This window comes from Quyinboa sediminis (assembly GCF_042219855.1).
In the GTDB taxonomy this organism is placed as follows: Bacteria; Bacteroidota; Bacteroidia; order Bacteroidales; family UBA5342; genus JBHJHP01.
In genome coordinates, this window is the sequence record NZ_JBHJHP010000001.1 from 713,256 (window position 1) to 729,994 (window position 16,739).

Annotated in this window: 15 protein-coding genes; 8 read left to right on the top strand and 7 right to left on the bottom strand. The window is 39.9% G+C overall.

The annotated features are described in order from the left end of the window. Positions 1–26: 26 nt before the first annotated feature. Positions 27–548: a lipocalin family protein gene (locus ACE1EF_RS02935; protein ID WP_375719117.1), complete on the top strand. Its 522-nt coding sequence runs from the start codon at positions 27–29 to the stop codon at positions 546–548. An 8-nt stretch (positions 549–556) separates the two neighbouring features. Here the strand turns inward: ACE1EF_RS02935 and ACE1EF_RS02940 are convergent, their stop codons facing one another. Beyond that, positions 557–1,690 carry an App1 family protein gene (locus tag ACE1EF_RS02940; RefSeq protein ID WP_375719118.1) on the bottom strand — a complete coding sequence of 378 codons (1,134 nt, stop codon included), beginning with the start codon at positions 1,688–1,690 and terminating at the stop codon, positions 557–559. Between the two features lie 47 nt (positions 1,691–1,737). Between ACE1EF_RS02940 and ACE1EF_RS02945 the strand changes: the two genes are divergently transcribed. After that, positions 1,738–2,652 carry a diacylglycerol/lipid kinase family protein gene (locus tag ACE1EF_RS02945; protein WP_375719119.1) on the top strand — a complete coding sequence of 305 codons (915 nt, stop codon included), beginning with the start codon at positions 1,738–1,740 and terminating at the stop codon, positions 2,650–2,652. 23 nt (positions 2,653–2,675) lie between these two features. On the opposite strand, the gene ACE1EF_RS02950 is transcribed toward ACE1EF_RS02945, so the two are convergent. Continuing rightward, a complete protein-coding gene (locus ACE1EF_RS02950) occupies positions 2,676–3,413 on the bottom strand; it encodes a hypothetical protein (RefSeq protein WP_375719120.1) in 738 nt (245 codons plus the stop codon). Between the two features lie 288 nt (positions 3,414–3,701). Between ACE1EF_RS02950 and ACE1EF_RS02955 the strand changes: the two genes are divergently transcribed. Then, entirely contained in the window at positions 3,702–4,547 is an 846-nt protein-coding gene (locus ACE1EF_RS02955) for an enoyl-ACP reductase FabI (protein WP_375719121.1), read from the top strand. A 162-nt stretch (positions 4,548–4,709) separates the two neighbouring features. On the opposite strand, the gene ACE1EF_RS02960 is transcribed toward ACE1EF_RS02955, so the two are convergent. Beyond that, a complete protein-coding gene (locus tag ACE1EF_RS02960; RefSeq protein ID WP_375719122.1) occupies positions 4,710–5,168 on the bottom strand; it encodes a Rieske (2Fe-2S) protein in 459 nt (152 codons plus the stop codon). Between the two features lie 44 nt (positions 5,169–5,212). On the opposite strand from ACE1EF_RS02960, the gene ACE1EF_RS02965 reads away from it, so the two are divergent. From ACE1EF_RS02965 to ACE1EF_RS02975, 3 genes are all read left to right on the top strand, one after another. Continuing rightward, a complete protein-coding gene (locus ACE1EF_RS02965) occupies positions 5,213–5,710 on the top strand; it encodes a hypothetical protein (RefSeq protein ID WP_375719123.1) in 498 nt (165 codons plus the stop codon). Between the two features lie 157 nt (positions 5,711–5,867). Then, a complete protein-coding gene (gene greA, locus ACE1EF_RS02970) occupies positions 5,868–6,338 on the top strand; it encodes a transcription elongation factor GreA (RefSeq protein ID WP_375719124.1) in 471 nt (156 codons plus the stop codon). 6 nt (positions 6,339–6,344) lie between these two features. Beyond that, positions 6,345–6,737 (top strand): HIT family protein, encoded by a 393-nt coding sequence (locus tag ACE1EF_RS02975; RefSeq protein WP_375719125.1) that lies wholly within the window; start codon positions 6,345–6,347, stop codon positions 6,735–6,737. Between the two features lie 86 nt (positions 6,738–6,823). Here ACE1EF_RS02975 and ACE1EF_RS02980 read toward each other — a convergent pair whose 3' ends face one another. Both ACE1EF_RS02980 and ACE1EF_RS02985 read right to left on the bottom strand, forming a co-directional pair. Further along, complete coding sequence (locus tag ACE1EF_RS02980; RefSeq protein WP_375719126.1) at positions 6,824–7,519, bottom strand: response regulator transcription factor; 696 nt, start codon at positions 7,517–7,519, stop codon at positions 6,824–6,826. A gap of 2 nt (positions 7,520–7,521) precedes the next feature. Beyond that, on the bottom strand, positions 7,522–9,123 hold the full coding sequence (locus ACE1EF_RS02985) for a sensor histidine kinase (RefSeq protein WP_375719127.1): 1,602 nt from the start codon (positions 9,121–9,123) through the stop codon (positions 7,522–7,524). A 134-nt stretch (positions 9,124–9,257) separates the two neighbouring features. On the opposite strand from ACE1EF_RS02985, the gene ACE1EF_RS02990 reads away from it, so the two are divergent. Then, a complete protein-coding gene (locus ACE1EF_RS02990; protein WP_375719128.1) occupies positions 9,258–9,818 on the top strand; it encodes a hypothetical protein in 561 nt (186 codons plus the stop codon). A gap of 80 nt (positions 9,819–9,898) precedes the next feature. On the opposite strand, the gene ACE1EF_RS02995 is transcribed toward ACE1EF_RS02990, so the two are convergent. Both ACE1EF_RS02995 and ACE1EF_RS03000 read right to left on the bottom strand, forming a co-directional pair. After that, positions 9,899–11,170, bottom strand: coding sequence for an MgtC/SapB family protein (locus tag ACE1EF_RS02995; RefSeq protein ID WP_375719129.1), 1,272 nt, complete (start codon positions 11,168–11,170; stop codon positions 9,899–9,901). A gap of 113 nt (positions 11,171–11,283) precedes the next feature. Further along, a complete protein-coding gene (locus ACE1EF_RS03000; protein WP_375719130.1) occupies positions 11,284–13,866 on the bottom strand; it encodes an ATP-dependent Clp protease ATP-binding subunit in 2,583 nt (860 codons plus the stop codon). A 333-nt stretch (positions 13,867–14,199) separates the two neighbouring features. On the opposite strand from ACE1EF_RS03000, the gene gyrA reads away from it, so the two are divergent. Continuing rightward, a complete protein-coding gene (gene gyrA / locus ACE1EF_RS03005; RefSeq protein ID WP_375719131.1) occupies positions 14,200–16,728 on the top strand; it encodes a DNA gyrase subunit A in 2,529 nt (842 codons plus the stop codon). Positions 16,729–16,739 lie beyond the last annotated feature (11 nt).

Sequence of the window (16,739 nt, forward strand, 5' to 3'; positions counted from 1 at the left end):
ATTAACTGACAATCAAACTAAACAGTATGAGATATCTGACATTAATTATCATAATCATGTTATTCGGGTGTAAAACACAAAAACTGCAACTGGAAACAGTAAATCAACTGGATCTGAAAAAGTACACAGGTACCTGGTATGAAATTGCACGATTACCGAATTCATTTGAAAAAGGCTTAAAATGTACCACTGCGAATTACAGTATTAATGATGATGGAAGTATAAAGGTTGTGAACAAAGGTCATAAGACGGACGAACCGGATAAGGTAAAACAATCAACCGGCAAGGCGCTGGTACCTGATAAAGCTGAGCCGGGTAAGCTGAAGGTATCCTTTCAGTGGCCTTTTTATGGTAAATACTGGGTTTTAAAGCTGGACCCTGAGTATAAACATGTACTGGTAGGCACACCTTCAGGCAAATATTTGTGGTTGTTAAGCAGAAATCCGGATATGGATGACCGCGAAATGCTCGAATATGTTGAATATGCCAAGAGCAAAGGATTCAATATTCAAAACCTGATTTATGTGGCGCAGGATTGTAATCCGTAAAAACAACGTCAGATTAAAGTTTCCATCTGTTGCAGCTCGTTTAATTCCTTTGATTTCTCCGGGATCAGGCCGAGCTTAGCCGCATGTTGTGCTGCATCCTGGGTATCAGTTATAAACAGAACCGGAATATCTAATTTCCCCATTCGTTTTTCAAGCCTCTTTTCGTCACGATCCTTCTTCCTGATCAGCCTTATATAAACAGCTTTAATTCTATGGGTATATTCTGTTGCAATCCGGGCATAGATCTCAGGATCTTTTTGACCACTGTCCCCAATGAGAACAAAGGGCAGGTCAGGATATGTTTCAAGAATGGTTGTAATTTTTTTATACTTATGTTGATGTTCCTGTTTTTCTTTTTTACGCAACTTCAAAAGGCCTGATTTCAATTCCTTTAGCAGAAAAACACCTTTAGGAAAATCATGATATGTGCAAAAGTCGTCCAGCAGATCATACAGGTTCCATTCACTGCTTGAGACATAAAATACCGGATTTTGATTATCCCCATTGACACCTTTGTGCAAAGCCCTGTAAAAAGCTGCAGCGCCGGGTAACGGTGTTCTGGTACGTGAATTTTGCAGCAACATCAAACGTAATTTCCGCAAAATGTGTGTTGAATGGCTGACGATGATCGTATCATCCACATCAGAGATAATTCCGTAATCACTGTCCCTGCCTGGGAAAAGCACCTCGCATGATGCTTTTAAATCGTTTTTAATATCTGATAATGATGAACTTAAAACAATGTCAAATTGCTCCCATCTTGTTCTGTTTTCCGAAGATGTTGTTGTGTTCAGTGGAATATTCAGTTTATAAATTCCATTATCTGATGTGATTGTATTATATGATTTCTGCCTGCTTTTAACAATCACCTCAGCACCCGGAACTTCGTCACTGGTGTAACGTTTAATCATGGATAAAATGTTGTCTAAAACGGTATGGGTTTCGTCCGGTTTTAAAAGTCCGTTATCTTCGGTTACATAACCTGTAACAGTAGCTTCGAACTGATTTCCGTAACCTCTGAAAGTAACTAATTTAGGTATCCCCGGCCATCCAAAGATATATTTAATCACCAGCCAGATACTCCTGAAACTGTTTCTGGTGTGTTTTTTTAAACTGTGAAATTTCTTAACGATCCTAAGCATTTAATCTGGCACGAGTTTTATACATATTAATAATAAATGCAGAGCTTATGCCAAAGAATAATGACACGGATCATTCAACCATACTTTTTGTCATCAATCCGGTATCGGGTGATACGGACAAGGCAGAACTGGAAGAGAGAATTGAACGACTTTCCGTAGCAAAAAACATAAAATGTGACCTTTTTTATACCACAGGTAAAGACGATGAAGAACGGTTGAAAGAGAGACTTAAAACCTGTAATCCTGATAAAGTAGTTTCAGTAGGCGGGGATGGAACCTGTAATCTGACAGCCCGTGTATTGCTACACTCAGATATTCAGCTGGGAATTATTCCGCTTGGTTCAGCCAACGGACTGGCAAAGGAACTGGAACTGCCGGTTGACCTGGATGAAAGTCTGGATATTGTGACAGGAAACCAGATTAAAACGATTGATGTTTTGAAAATCAATAACCATATATCGCTTCATCTCAGCGATATCGGTGTTAATGCTGAAGTTGTAAATCGCTTTGAAAAAGATAATGTCAGGGGGCTTGCGGGTTATGCACGGCACTTCTTCCTGGAACTGTTCAGAGCAAAACCTCATCACTTTTTAATCGAATCCGGTGATAAAAAAATAAACAGAAAAGCCTATATGGTTGCCATAGCCAATGCATCAAAATACGGAACCGGGGCCGTAATAAATCCAAAGGGAAAACTGGATGATGGTTGGTTTGAAGTTATTTTAATCCGGCCCTATAAATTAGTGCATCTTTTACAGATGATTATTCCGTTTTTCACCCACGAACTGGACCAGTTGGATTATGTGGAAATATACTCCTTTAAGAAAGCAACCATATCCAATAAAAATAAGCGTGTTCTGCAAATAGATGGGGAAATTATTGGACAACAGGAAAAGGTAAACGTGGAAATTCTTCCCCAATGCATCAAAGTTCTGATACCCGAAAATAAAAAAGCGCAGTAAAAACCGCGCTTTTGAATCTTTATTTATTGTAGTGCCGGATTACATTCAGAATATGAAGCAAAACGCCGCAGGATATTAACCAGTCCGGTTAACTGTTCCGGCTCATTCATATATTCGAACTTAATCTTTTTATAAAAATAATTATCCTCAATGCTTATCCACTCAGTACCACCATCAGCACAATCAGGACAACCATACACTGATTCCATGTAATAGAACAGTGGTTTACTGACATAATCAAGAACCTTATTTGTGCTGTCAGCAGGAATACGCATGGAACAATCAATATCCGGCAGTGTATCGGTATTAAGACTTTCATACAAAAAATCGAGCTGACCACGGGTAAGGGTCATTGTTGAAGAACAATAACCTAAACACTCGCCAAACGAAGTGCCGTACTTAACTTTCATGTTTTGTTGTGAGCGTTCAGCTGTTTGCAGGTGTAAAACTTTTATCCTGACAGATTTAATCTCATCTGAAGTTGTGTCAGTATATTCAAAATCCTCAAATTCATCATAAGTGGTACCTGTGAAAATAATCTGTAAACCATCTTTTTTCAGGCTGTCCGGAAAGACATCCGGTTTAAGAAAAATATTGTAGTTCAGACTTTGTATAAGGTATTGGGATGAATCTCCTTTTGGAAAATCGTATACTGCTCCCGGACTGTCTATAAAATTAAATGTTGTGTAATTATCACCCTCCTTCAAACACGATGTTAAACCGACTAAAACGATCGCCAATGAAATAATTATCCTTCTCATATGTTTTTCTGTTAAAGATTTTAAATATACAGTTTTCGTTGCATGATCCTTCACAGGAATGCCAAATTTTAACGCTTTATTTCAAAACAGGAGAAAAGTTTTCATTTATTAGTAAACCCGGTAAAAAGAATAAAACCCTACTTATTTCGTGTAAAAACCTGTTATTTAATTCGTTTTAGAACTTTTTTAATGTAAGCCGTGTTTATAGTGTGATAAATTATACTGCACAAACAGTTCACTTTTTATCAAAGTGACTACTTTTGTGCCCGTAATCTTTAAAACTTTAATATGGCTTATAATTTACTTAAAGGAAAAAGAGGAATTATTTTCGGTGCGTTGAATGATATGTCGATAGCGTGGAAAGTTGCTGAACAAGCAGTTGAAGAAGGGGCAACGGTAACACTGACCAACACACCCATGGCAGTACGAATGGGTGAGGTTAACGAACTCGCTAAAAAGCTGAACACAGAAGTTATTCCCGCCAATGCAACAGAAGTGGAAGATCTTGAACTGGTATTCGACCGCTCCATGGAAGTTTTAGGTGGTAAAATTGATTTTGTTTTACACTCCATCGGGATGTCTCCCAACGTGCGTAAAAAGAGACCTTACGATGACCTTAACTATGCCTATCTGTCGCAGACCCTTGATGTATCTGCAATCTCATTTCATAAAATGATACAGGTTGCTAAAAAGAAAAAAGCAATAAATACCTGGGGATCAATTGTAGCATTATCTTATGTAGCAGCACAGAGAACCCTGTATGGTTATAACGACATGGCCGATGCTAAATCGTTGCTGGAAAGTATTGCTCGCAGCTTCGGTTATATATACGGCCGCGAAAATAATGTCCGGATCAATACCATCTCTCAGTCGCCGACCATAACAACAGCAGGACAGGGAGTTAAAGGTATTGATAAATTACTGGACTTCTCCGAACGCATGTCACCACTTGGAAATGCAACAGCAGAAGAATGTGCCAACTATTGCGTGGTTATGTTCAGTGACCTGACTAAAAAAGTGACCATGCAGAATCTTTATCATGATGGTGGATTTTCAAGCATGGGTATGAGCCTGCGTGCAATGACACAATATGAAAAGAGTTTTGACCTGGATGAGAACGTGTCTTACGGATAAAAACATATGATGAATTTATAAGGCTTTTCGGATTCGGAAAGCCTTTTTTTTGTGCCTTACCGTACCCATTGTGGCTGAAGGTGCAAACAAGCTTAAAGCAACAGAGTTCATCATTATCCAAAGTTTATAACCTGCCACTTACTATTTCTTCTTAACCAAACCCTAATTTGCATACTGATATACAGAAAGCTCATTTCCGGAAACACTGACATTATAGCGACGGAGAGGAAGCGTTGCCGGACCTGTGGAAGGAATCCCGGAACCGTCAATCAATACGTAAACAGAACTGTCTACAGGGCAAACGGCCAACGCACCGTCGGCGTTTACCTGGTGTGCCTCATTGGGATTATATGTGCAGCATCTGTCAAATGCGTAAAAACCGGAGCTGGCAAATGAACTCTTAATTATAACTAAACCGGCATAACCGGCTCTTCTCCCGTAATTATCAAATGTAGGCAGGGTTATAGATTGTCCGTCTCCCAGTAATGCGGCATATTCAGGTCGTGTAAGATTAATCGTCACATTAAAGTTGACCGTTGGTATATTAGAGTTTATTTTGTCCTTACAACTGCTTAAAAACAGCAAAACAGCTGTAAATGATGTGATCCATATTTTGAACATCGAAGAATATATTTTACTTTTGATGTAAAGTTAAAGCAAAAATCATGGATTCTGATAACAACATAGGCGATTTTATCTATTTGATATTACTCGTCGTATTCGGCGTTATCGGTGCTTTTGCCAAAAAGAAAAAAAAGCCGGTAAACGGTCCCAGGCCTGCTTCGCAAACGAGAGATATCTTTGATACCCTTTTCCCGTCAGATGATGATGAGATGGTCAGGGAAAGTACTTATGGCAATCAGGACGATGAGGATTATGAACCTTACGCCCATAAAGAGATTAAACCACAACCTGTTCCTTCATCAAAGTCATCCGGTACTAAATCAACATTGCCCGGCGAAGGGATGAGAATCCACGATGAAACCGTTTCCCGAAAAATAACGCACACAGAGATTTCCGATAAGATCAAAGATATGGACCCCATAAAAGCCGGGGAAATACAACAGCAGGGATCAAACATTGATGTTGATTTATCGGATCCAGAGGAAATTAAGAAAGCAATTATCTATTCTGAAATATTAAAAGCAAAATACGTTAATTGAATGTAATTGTTTTGATACATTCTAAATATTGTGAACGTACAGTATTTTAAATTCGGAAAAATCTTATTATTTTTGTGCCTGTACTTGAGGATCCTGATAAGGTATCAGGGTTCTTATTTTTTTATGTCACTATTGAAAACTATTGGAGGAAACTGATATGGCAATTTCGTATATTTCAAAGGAAGGTCTTGAAAAGCTAAAGAAAGAGCTTGATTATCTTGAAAGTGTTGAAAGACCATCAATTTCACATCAGATTGCTGAAGCACGTGATAAGGGTGATCTCTCAGAAAATGCAGAGTATGATGCTGCAAAAGAAGCTCAGGGATTACTGGAGATGCGTATTGCCAAATTGCAGGATACCATTGTCAATGCCCGGATTATTGATGAATCCATGATTAACACCGATACGGTTCAGCTCATGAACAAGGTCAAGATCAAAAACGTTAAAACGGGAGCTGTGATGACCTATACCCTGGTTTCAGAATCAGAGGCTGATCTCAAAAGCGGTAAACTATCCATCAGCACGCCAATAGCACAGGGCCTGCTGGGTAAAAAAGTGGGTGATGTTACCGATGTTAAGGTACCGACAGGTATTGTTCCGTTCGAAATTCTGGAAATTTCAATCTAAGGTATTATGTCTTCCATTTTTTCAAAAATCGTTGCCGGTGAAATTCCATCTTATAAAATTGCAGAAGATGAAAAGTTTTATGCTTTTCTGGACATTAATCCTCTTGTAGAAGGGCATACATTGGTAATTCCTAAAAAAGAAATTGACTATATCTTTGATCTTGAAGATGCGTTGTTGTCAGAGATGATGGTATTTGCCAAGAAAGTATCCAAAGGTATAAATGCGGCAATTCCCTGCAACAGAGTTGGCATCGTTGTCCTTGGGCTTGATGTTCCACATGCGCATATTCATCTGATCCCCATCAACTCTGCTGATGACATCAATTTTAGCCGTCCAAAACTCAAATTCACACCGGAAGAATTTAAATCAACGGTGGAGAAGATTCAAGAGAACTTATAAAACAGCGTGTTAGCTTTACGAAAAGTAAAACATAAAAGAAAGCCGTAGCAGATTTGTTACGGCTTTTTTTATATATCGGCTAATTTTTATTCTTTACCCACCAACAGGATATAACCACTCCTGGGAATGGAATCAATTTTTATCGCCGGATCCTTCTGAAGTCGCTTTCGGAGCTTCGTGATGAACACATCCATGCTTCTGCCATTAAAATAATCATCCTCACCCCAAAGTTTATTGAGCACTTCAGCCCGTGTTATCAACTCGTTCTTCCTAGAAATGAGCAGCTCCAGCAGCTCTGCTTCCCGTGGTGAGATCCGGATAATCTCATCCTGAATGAATAAGTTGCGTAACTGCACATTAAAGCGGTATTGCCCGATCTGATACTCACTATTTTCCGGCTGGACCGGCATTTTGTTCCGTTTCAGAACCGCATCGATTTTGTAAAGCAATACTTCAGTATCAAAAGGTTTGGTGATATAATCGTCCGCACCAGATTTATAGCCTTTTAATATATCTTCTTTCATGGATCTGGCTGTAAGGAACACAAAGGGCAAATCCGGTTCCTTATCACGGATGTGTTTTGCCAGGGTAAATCCATCCACATGAGGCAACATCACATCAATAATGGCAATATCAAAACAACCGGGTTTAAATCCGGACATGGCACTGTTTCCATCGGAATACCATTCCACCTGATAATTATTCAGCTCCAGAAATGTTTTTAGCACGTTTCCGAACGGGAGATCATCTTCGACAAAACAGATGTGTTTTAAAGCAGTCATAATTACTTTGCATAAGGTAAAAACATCCTGAATGTACTTCCTTTCCCCGGTTCGCTTTCTACGCTTACCGTTCCTTTATGAGCTTCGCAAACCGCTTTAACGTAACTTAATCCGATACCGAATCCCTTAACGTTATGTACATTGCCGGTTGGGATACGGTAAAACGTCTCGAAAATCCTGTGCTGCATCTGTTTACTCAGACCAATGCCGTTATCGGTAACCGAAATATATACCCCGTTAGCAGATCCTGATGTGGCTATTCTGATTTCAGGCTGATGGGGCGTATATTTCTCAGCATTATCAACCAGATTGGTGATGCTATTGTAAATATGCTCATAATCGGCCAGTACAACAGGATTGGCTGCCTTTAAACTGCATTCAATACTTCCGTTTCTACCCTCCAGTTTCAGTGCAAATTTAGTACAGATATCTTCCAGTACTTCATGCAGATCCACAGGTTTGAACCTGAATTCAACTTCCTTTCGTTCCATTCTGGCCACACTCAGAATCTTTTCTACATGACCATTCATACGTTTGTTTTCCTGTTTAATCAGTCCGGCATATTCCGCAACAGCTTCAGGATTTCCTAAAACCTTCTTATTGACCAGAGTATCAGCGGCAACAGCAATCGTTGCTATTGGAGTTTTAAATTCATGGGTCATATTATTAATGAAATCAGTTTTTACCTCCGATATCTTTTTTTGAAGTAATATAGAATAGATACTCAGTATAAACGCAGTGAGAATAAGGATAGTGAAGAGGAGAGAGGCAAACATCAGCCAGTTTACAGATTTAAGGAAATAACGGTTCTCTCCTTCAAATTTTATAGCAACAAAAAGGTCCTTTATTATAATATCGTTGGGAAATAGCATGGCCTGGTAACTGTTTTCCCTGAAATCCAGTGTGTCCGTAACAGCTTTATCGCTCTCGGTTATTTTACCTGAATCTATCACCGCCAGGTTGTATGGCAAATCGATATGGCTGTTTTTAAGTTCATCATCCACAACTTCTTTAATGGCATCAAAATCAAGCGGTAACTCTTTTTCAAGGATCGTTACTTCAGTCTGAAGTTTCTCGCCAATCCAGTGAATTCTTTTTTCTTTATCCTGTATGCGTTGAATTATGACATCCCTGTTATCATCACTACCGGTAAAAACGATGGTCGTATCAGAATTGACAATCTTTACGGTATAATCCCGGTTACTGCTGCTGTCGTGCCCGGTGCTTATAACCACATTATTATTTTTAAATGTAAACTGCTTACCTTTTGCATGACCTGAAGTAACAATATTCATTTTAAACTTTTTCAACTCAGCTGTATCGAGTTGCGGGATGGTAATATTTCGGGGAAGTTTAACCTCTATTTCCTGCGTAGGAGGCGGGGGAGGCGGTGGTACCGGAATTTCGTTTTTAACAAAGTAATTCATATACGACTTATTCTCTATGCGCTCTGAACTGCTTGTTAATGCATTGATAACCTTGGTTCTGTATTCCTCTTTACGCAATTTTACAGCATTATTGATCCAGATAATCTGAATGATAATAATTCCCGGCAATGCCAGCGACATGATAACAATAAGAATGATAAGTGTGCTGCGTTTCATATCTCAAAATTAGAAATTTAAACCATATCCTTAAAAACGTTAACCAACCATTAACCCGAATTAACCGGTCATTAACCATCTTAAAGAGCGCGTTGCCCTAATTTTGGTATATCAAATTACAAAATATGGATCAAATGAAACGAAATTTATTATTTAACAGCCTGGTCGTAACGTTCGGTGTAATATTCGCTATCTCCGCCCAGGATAAAACTAAAAAAGTGGAGAAGAATGTGCAGGTTGTTGTGAAGGATGGCAAAGTCATCATGGACACTGTAATCTGGAAAGATGTTGACGGTGATATGGATTATTCTTTCACTACGGACAGCAACGTCAATGTATTTGTGATCAAAAAGGGCAAGGGAAAGGAGCAGGAAAAGATCATCCGTATCAACTCAACAGGAAACTTACCCGGAAAGGAAATGAAAATTGAAACAATTGTGGACGGGGAAGGGGATACTTCTGTGGTAAAGACAATTGTACTTTCTAATGGTTTTGATCATGATTTTAATTTCAAAGTTCCACCACCTCCGCCACCTCCGGTGCCGAAATTCAGGTTCATCGAAAAGAATTCTGATCCACTGGAGGCCGTAATAAACGATCCCGGATATGAAATCCTGGACTACAGTAAAAAAGAGAAAAATGGCGTGGAGAAGATCGAAATTAAACGAAAAAAAATATCTGCCGATAAGGAATAGTGATAAAATATCAGATGCAGATTAATTCCCCGATTAATCAATGTGTTTCCAAAAGAGAAGTTTATACGGCTTCTCTTTTTTTATATAATGATCACAAATAATATGTTAACTGCTATAATAACCAGGAATCCGGTGATGAGCCACCGGGTTTGTTTTTTAGCAAAAAAACTGATGGCATAAAACATTTTAAGAAAATTGTTGCTTACGATAGCCAGTAACGATGAAGAAGCAATAGCTGTCAGTGCAATATCATATTTCCCCTGAAACATATTTAAAAGGAATGGATCAATATCAGCCACACCTACGATTAGTGCAAGAATATGAAGTCCGTCTGTACCCCAGGTTTTAATCGCAAAATGGTTCACAAAAGTAAAAAGGATGTACAGGCCGGTAAAAAGAAGAGCCACATTGAACTCCAGCGGGTTTTTATTCTCTTTCACTTCGGGAACATCTTTTTGTCTGTGCGTCCCTTTAAAATAATAGAGTAAGATTCCGGAGGCCGCTGCAATAACGGCCAGAATGACCAGGTAAGGCACCATCAGATTTGCCAGCCGGGTGTTAAAAATATACACCAGTATCACAATACGGACATACATCATAGCCTGGGCCAGAAGTATGCCAGCTGTAATTTCGCTGGATTGCTCAGGCATGGTTTTGCTTTTTCTGGACAGGACAACTGTTGTGGCTGTGCTTGAATATAAGCCACCCAGAATACCAACCAGTAACAACCCTGCATTTTTAAAAACAAACTTACGCAGTAAATAGCTGACATACGATATGGACGAAATGACTACCACAGCCAACCAGATTTTATAGGGAGTGATGGTGAGGTAAGACACGATCGGTTTATCCGGCAAAAGCGGCAGAATGATACCGGCAATCAGGATAAACTTAGCCACTGTGATAAATTCCGTCTTGTCAAATTTCTGTGATACAGAGCTGAGTTTTTCCTTTAATTCAGAAAATATGAGGATGATAACAATATATGTCAGATAAACATAAACAGGTTGTGTAATCAATACCGCTGCCTGAAGATAGGTGAGTAGTGCTACCATTACCGATGTGAGACCAGGTTTATCATGTTTACCCCATTTATGATAATAATGTATTCCCAGAAAAAAGGAAAGTATAACGGCTCCTGTCATAAAAAACAGTTTGTTCTCCTTATCCAGAATAAACAACACAAAACCCATTATCCCTATAAACGTAAAGGTCCGGTCTGTACCGAATACATACTCATCTTTATCGTTATCACGCAGGTGTTTCTGCGAAAGTCCGATAATCAGGGAAAATACAGTGATCATCACCAGGTGGATTAACACATCGTTTAACCAGGGAGTCAATTCATTCATACGCCGGAAATTTAAACTACAAGGTACAAAAAAAGCATTTTTCTGCTTTACAAAACGACAATAAAAAAAGGAGACCAAACAATTGATCTCCTTTTTTTGCTGTATGTTAGACTTTATTCTTTCTCAGAATCGTTTTTTTCCGGAATCTCCTTCGGAGGATCGGGAAGTGCCTTTCTTTTCTTACCGGGTGGCAGTTTTGCCTTACCCTTGTCAATGCTGGTGACTATTTTGTGCTCTTCCTTATCAAAGTCCACGACAATAGCATCTCCTTCCGTGACTGTGGCCTTAATAATTATTTCAGCCATTTCATCTTCCAGATACTTTTGAATAGCCCGTTTCAGTGGTCTTGCACCAAACTGAACATCATACCCTTTTGATGCAATGAACTTTTTGGCTTCATCTGTCAGCTTAAGTTCATAACCCAGGTTCTGTACACGGTTGTATAAGCCTTTCAGTTCAATATCAATTATTCTGAATATGGACTCTTCCGTCAACTGTTCAAATGTAATCACATCATCAATACGGTTAAGAAACTCCGGTGCAAATGCTCTGTTCAATGCTTTCTGAATAACACTGCGGGAATGTTCCTTATCGCTGGCAGACGCTGTCTGGAATCCAACACCACGACCGAAATCTTTCAACTGCCGTGTACCTATGTTGGAAGTCATAATAATGATGGTATTTTTAAAGTCGATCCTTCGCCCCAGGCTATCCGTCAGACGACCTTCGTCCAGCACCTGTAGCATGATGTTAAATACATCAGGATGTGCTTTTTCAATCTCGTCAAGCAGCACGACAGCGTAAGGTTTTCTCCTGACTTTTTCAGTCAGCTGACCTCCTTCTTCATAACCAACATAGCCCGGAGGGGCACCAACCAGACGCGAGACGGAGAATTTCTCCATATATTCACTCATGTCAATTCTGATCAATGCGTCTGTGGTATCAAACAGAAACTGTGCAAGTATTTTAGCCAGGTGTGTTTTACCAACACCGGTAGGGCCAAGAAAGATAAATGAACCAATCGGTTTGTTCGGATCTTTCAATCCGACCCGGTTTCGCTGAATGGCTTTTACGATTTTATCCACAGCCTCATCCTGTCCGATAACCTGGTTCTTCAGTTCTTCCGACATCAGCATCAGACGTTTACTCTCTGCCTGTGCAATTCGCTGAACCGGGATACCTGACATCATGGCAACCACTTCTGCCACTTTTTCTTCATCCACAATTTCGCGGTGTTGCTGAATCTCTTCTTCCCATTTATCTTTGGCCGCATCCAGGTTCAGAATATATTCCTTTTCCTTATCCCTGAAACTGGCTGCAAGTTCAAAATTCTGCGATTTAACGGCTTTCAGCTTTTGTTCCTTGGTTTCTTCTATCAGTTCTTCCAGTTTCACAATATGTTCCGGAACCACGATATTGGTAATATGAACCCTTGAACCTGTTTCATCCAGTGCGTCAATGGCCTTATCCGGAAGATGCCTGTCGCTGATATAACGTTCTGTCAAAGAAACACAGGCTTCCAGTGCTTCTTCTGTATACGTTACATTGTGATGATCCTCATAACGGTCCTTGATATTTTTAAGGATCGCCAGCGTTTCAGCCGCCGTGGTCGGGTCAACCATAACCTTCTGGAAACGTCGTTCCAGTGCACCATCTTTTTCAATATTCTGACGGTATTCATCAAGCGTGGTTGCACCAATACATTGTATTTCACCTCGGGCCAGGGCAGGTTTAAGCATATTGGCAGCATCCAGTGAACCTGCCGCACTTCCGGCACCTACAATGGTATGAATCTCATCGATAAAAAGAATGATATCTGAGTTTTTACTCAACTCATTCAGAATCGCTTTCATACGCTCCTCGAACTGTCCCCTGTATTTTGTACCGGCCACTATCGATGCCATATCCAGCGCAATAACACGCTTGTCGAACAACACTCTTGAAACCTTTCGGCTCACGATACGCATAGCCAGACCTTCCACAATGGCGGACTTACCCACACCCGGTTCACCGATAAGCACAGGGTTGTTTTTCTTGCGACGGCTCAGAATCTGCGCCAGTCGTTCTATCTCTTTTTCACGTCCGATGATCGGATCAAGCCTGTTTTCCTCTGCAGCGCGGGTCATATCAACACCAAAGTTATCCAGTACAGGTGTGTCTGAATTGGAACGCGGATTTGACTTTCCCTGATCACCGGAGGGAGAGGAACCTGATACCGGAATATCCTGGTCATCATCGTCGTCATGATATTCAGAACGCGTCTGAACATGCTCGTTTTCAAAAATTCTTCTCACTGAATCGTAGGTAATATTAAAATCCTGCAGCATACGGGCCACAAGGTTATTTTTCTCTTTTAAAAGTGCAAGTAATAAATGTCCTGTACCTACCACCTCACTACTTAAGGATCTGGCTTCAAGGTAGATAAGCTTTAAAATTTTCTCACTGGTACTTGTCAGTGGAAGATTACCGGATAAGCTCTGATGATAATCACCACGAATCTCATTTTCAAGTGATGTCTTTATATCAATAATATCAATATTCAACATTTCCAGTACATCCATCGCTCTTCCTTCTCCTTCACGTAGTATGCCAAGAAAAAGGTGTTCAGGACCAATGGATTCATTTCCAAGCCTTTCCGCTTCCTCCTTGCTGTAAGTCAGCACATCTTTTATTCGTTTCGATAATTTGGAATCCATCTATTCGTTATTTAATATGGGTAAAAATAGAAAAGTTAATACATAACAACAAAATTTCTTAACCCATCTTTTTAATAAATTAACAACAATAATCTCAATGTTGTATACATCTTTAACAAGAAGTATGCCGTATTTGTTGTTTAGCGTTTCAGCTCGATGTTGAAAGATGTTAAAATACTGATTATCAAATGGTTTATAATTTAATTAACTTTTTATCCAATCGTTCTGTTAATTGTCTTTTTTCTATTATTTTCGCTTAGTTGTAACGTATGGAACATAATATTTTTAACACATCGGAATCATTAAAAAAACGATACTAAAAACACATATTAAATGACTGAAGGAGAAAAGGTTATAAAGATTAATATTGAGGAGGAGATGAAATCGGCTTACATCGATTATTCGATGTCGGTTATTGTTTCCCGTGCTTTACCAGATGTCAGGGATGGACTGAAACCGGTCCACAGGCGCGTTTTATATGGAATGAATGATTTAGGGCTGGCATCCAACAGGCCATATAAGAAATCTGCCAGAATCGTAGGAGAGGTGCTTGGTAAGTACCATCCTCACGGCGACAGCTCAGTATATTTTGCCATGGTAAGAATGGCACAGCCCTGGTCACTTCGCTATCCGCTTGTAGACGGACAGGGTAACTATGGTTCAATAGATGGTGACAGTCCGGCAGCTATGCGTTACACGGAAGCACGATTACAGAAAATTGCAGAAGAAACACTCGCAGATCTGGATAAAAACACGGTTGATTTCAACAACAACTTTGATGATACCTTAAAAGAGCCATCTGTGTTACCGACAAAAATTCCGAATCTCCTGGTAAACGGGGCTTCAGGTATTGCTGTTGGTATGGCTACAAACATGCCGCCCCACAATTTAAGCGAAGTTTCAGATGCAGTTGTAGCATATGTAAGAAACCCCGAAATAGACATAGAGGGTTTGATGCAGTTTATTACAGCACCTGACTTTCCGACAGGCGGAACCATTTATGGCTATAATGGTGTAAAAGAAGCGTACGAAACGGGTAGAGGCAGAGTGGTTGTCAGGGCAAAAGCAGAAATTGAAGTCAGTGATAACGGCCGTGAGAAAATTATCGTCACCGAAATACCATATCAGGTTAACAAAGCGGAACTGATTATGAAAGTTGCTGACCTTGTCAATGATAAAAAGATTGAAGGTATTTCGAATCTGAATGATGAATCGGACCGTAACGGCATGCGCATTGTCTTTGAGATTAAAAAAGATGCCATTGCCAATGTGGTACTTAATAAACTGTATAAGTACACTCAGCTGCAGAATGCATTCAGTGTGAACAGTATTGCGCTGGTAAACGGAAGACCGAAAATTCTGAACCTGAAAGATCTCATTTCAAATTTTGTGGATCACCGTCACGAAATTATCGTAAGACGGACACAATATGAACTTGACCAGGCTGAAAAAAGAGCCCATATTCTCGAAGGACTCATTATTGCTAGTGATAATATTGATGAAGTAATCCGTATTATCAGGGCTTCAGCTACGCCAGACGAAGCCAGAGAATCGTTGATGGAAACATTCAGCCTTTCTGAAGTTCAGGCGCGTGCCATTGTTGAAATGCGTTTACGCCAGTTAACTGGCCTGGAACAGGATAAATTAAGAGCAGAATACGATGAGCTGGTTAAAGAAATTGCACGCCTTAAGGAAATTCTGGAAAAAGTAGAACTGAGAATGCAGATTATCATAGATGAAATGCTTGAGATCAAGGCAAAATATGGTGACGAAAGACGGACAGACATTGTATATGCCTCGGAAGAGTTCAACCCGGAAGATTTCTATGCGGATGAGGAGATGATCATCACGATCTCGCATATGGGATATATCAAGCGTACGCCGCTGGCCGAATTCCGCACGCAGACCAGAGGTGGTGTAGGCTCAAAAGGAAGCAATACGCGCGATGAGGACTTTCTTGAAGATATTTATCCGGCATCAATGCATAACACCATTATGTTCTTTACGCAAAAAGGACGGTGTTTCTGGAAAAAAGTATGGGAAATACCTGAAGGCAATAAAAACTCAAAAGGAAGAGCCATCCAGAACCTGCTGAACATTGATCCGGATGATAAGGTAAATGCATTTATCAAGGTAAAAAACCTGGATGATGCCGAATTTATCAACAGCCATTACCTTATGTTCTGTACGAAACAGGGCGTTATTAAGAAAACATTACTCGAATCCTATTCGCGCCCGAGGGTAAACGGTGTTAATGCGATTTCACTCCGGGATGATGACCGTGTAATACAGGTGAGAATGACGGATGGAGAAAGTGAAATTCTTATTGCCAATAAGAACGGACGTGCAATCCGGTTCAACGAAAAAACGGTGCGCCCGATGGGTAGAACAGCCACAGGAGTCCGCGGTATGACGCTGGATGGAGGAAGTGATGAAGTGATTGGCATGATTTGTGTTAATAACCTCAACGAATCTGTTCTGGTAGTCAGTGAAAAAGGATACGGAAAACGTTCCGATATCGATGATTACCGCATCACCAACAGAGGAGGAAAAGGTGTGAAGACCATTAACATCACGGATAAAACCGGAAATCTGGTTGCCATTAAAAATGTGACAGATGATAATGATTTGATGATTATCAATAAGTCTGGTGTTACCATCAGATTAGCTGTCAGTGAGATGCGCGTGATGGGAAGAAATACACAGGGTGTACGGCTTATCAATCTTGACAAACGGAATGATGAGATTGCAAGTGTAACAAAAGTGTTACATGAGGATGAAGAAATTATTGAAGAAATAATTGATGAAACACCGGATGTGGAAAATTCTTCTGAAAACATTGAAAATGGTGATAATGAATAGATTTTGAATTA

Bases quoted from the DNA above. Each gene is read 5' to 3' on its own strand.
- ACE1EF_RS02945 (WP_375719119.1), top strand. From the start codon at position 1,738: ATGCCAAAGAATAATGACACGGATCATTCAACCATACTTTTTGTCATC.
- ACE1EF_RS02965 (WP_375719123.1), top strand. From the start codon at position 5,213: ATGGATTCTGATAACAACATAGGCGATTTTATCTATTTGATATTACTC.
- ACE1EF_RS03000 (WP_375719130.1), bottom strand. From the start codon at position 13,866: ATGGATTCCAAATTATCGAAACGAATAAAAGATGTGCTGACTTACAGC.
- ACE1EF_RS02985 (WP_375719127.1), bottom strand. From the start codon at position 9,123: ATGAAACGCAGCACACTTATCATTCTTATTGTTATCATGTCGCTGGCA.
- ACE1EF_RS02935 (WP_375719117.1), top strand. From the start codon at position 27: ATGAGATATCTGACATTAATTATCATAATCATGTTATTCGGGTGTAAA.
- ACE1EF_RS02940 (WP_375719118.1), bottom strand. From the start codon at position 1,690: ATGCTTAGGATCGTTAAGAAATTTCACAGTTTAAAAAAACACACCAGA.
- ACE1EF_RS02955 (WP_375719121.1), top strand. From the start codon at position 3,702: ATGGCTTATAATTTACTTAAAGGAAAAAGAGGAATTATTTTCGGTGCG.
- ACE1EF_RS02995 (WP_375719129.1), bottom strand. From the start codon at position 11,170: ATGAATGAATTGACTCCCTGGTTAAACGATGTGTTAATCCACCTGGTG.
- ACE1EF_RS02975 (WP_375719125.1), top strand. From the start codon at position 6,345: ATGTCTTCCATTTTTTCAAAAATCGTTGCCGGTGAAATTCCATCTTAT.
- greA (WP_375719124.1), top strand. From the start codon at position 5,868: ATGGCAATTTCGTATATTTCAAAGGAAGGTCTTGAAAAGCTAAAGAAA.
- ACE1EF_RS02950 (WP_375719120.1), bottom strand. From the start codon at position 3,413: ATGAGAAGGATAATTATTTCATTGGCGATCGTTTTAGTCGGTTTAACA.
- gyrA (WP_375719131.1), top strand. From the start codon at position 14,200: ATGACTGAAGGAGAAAAGGTTATAAAGATTAATATTGAGGAGGAGATG.
- ACE1EF_RS02960 (WP_375719122.1), bottom strand. From the start codon at position 5,168: ATGTTCAAAATATGGATCACATCATTTACAGCTGTTTTGCTGTTTTTA.
- ACE1EF_RS02990 (WP_375719128.1), top strand. From the start codon at position 9,258: ATGAAACGAAATTTATTATTTAACAGCCTGGTCGTAACGTTCGGTGTA.
- ACE1EF_RS02980 (WP_375719126.1), bottom strand. From the start codon at position 7,519: ATGACTGCTTTAAAACACATCTGTTTTGTCGAAGATGATCTCCCGTTC.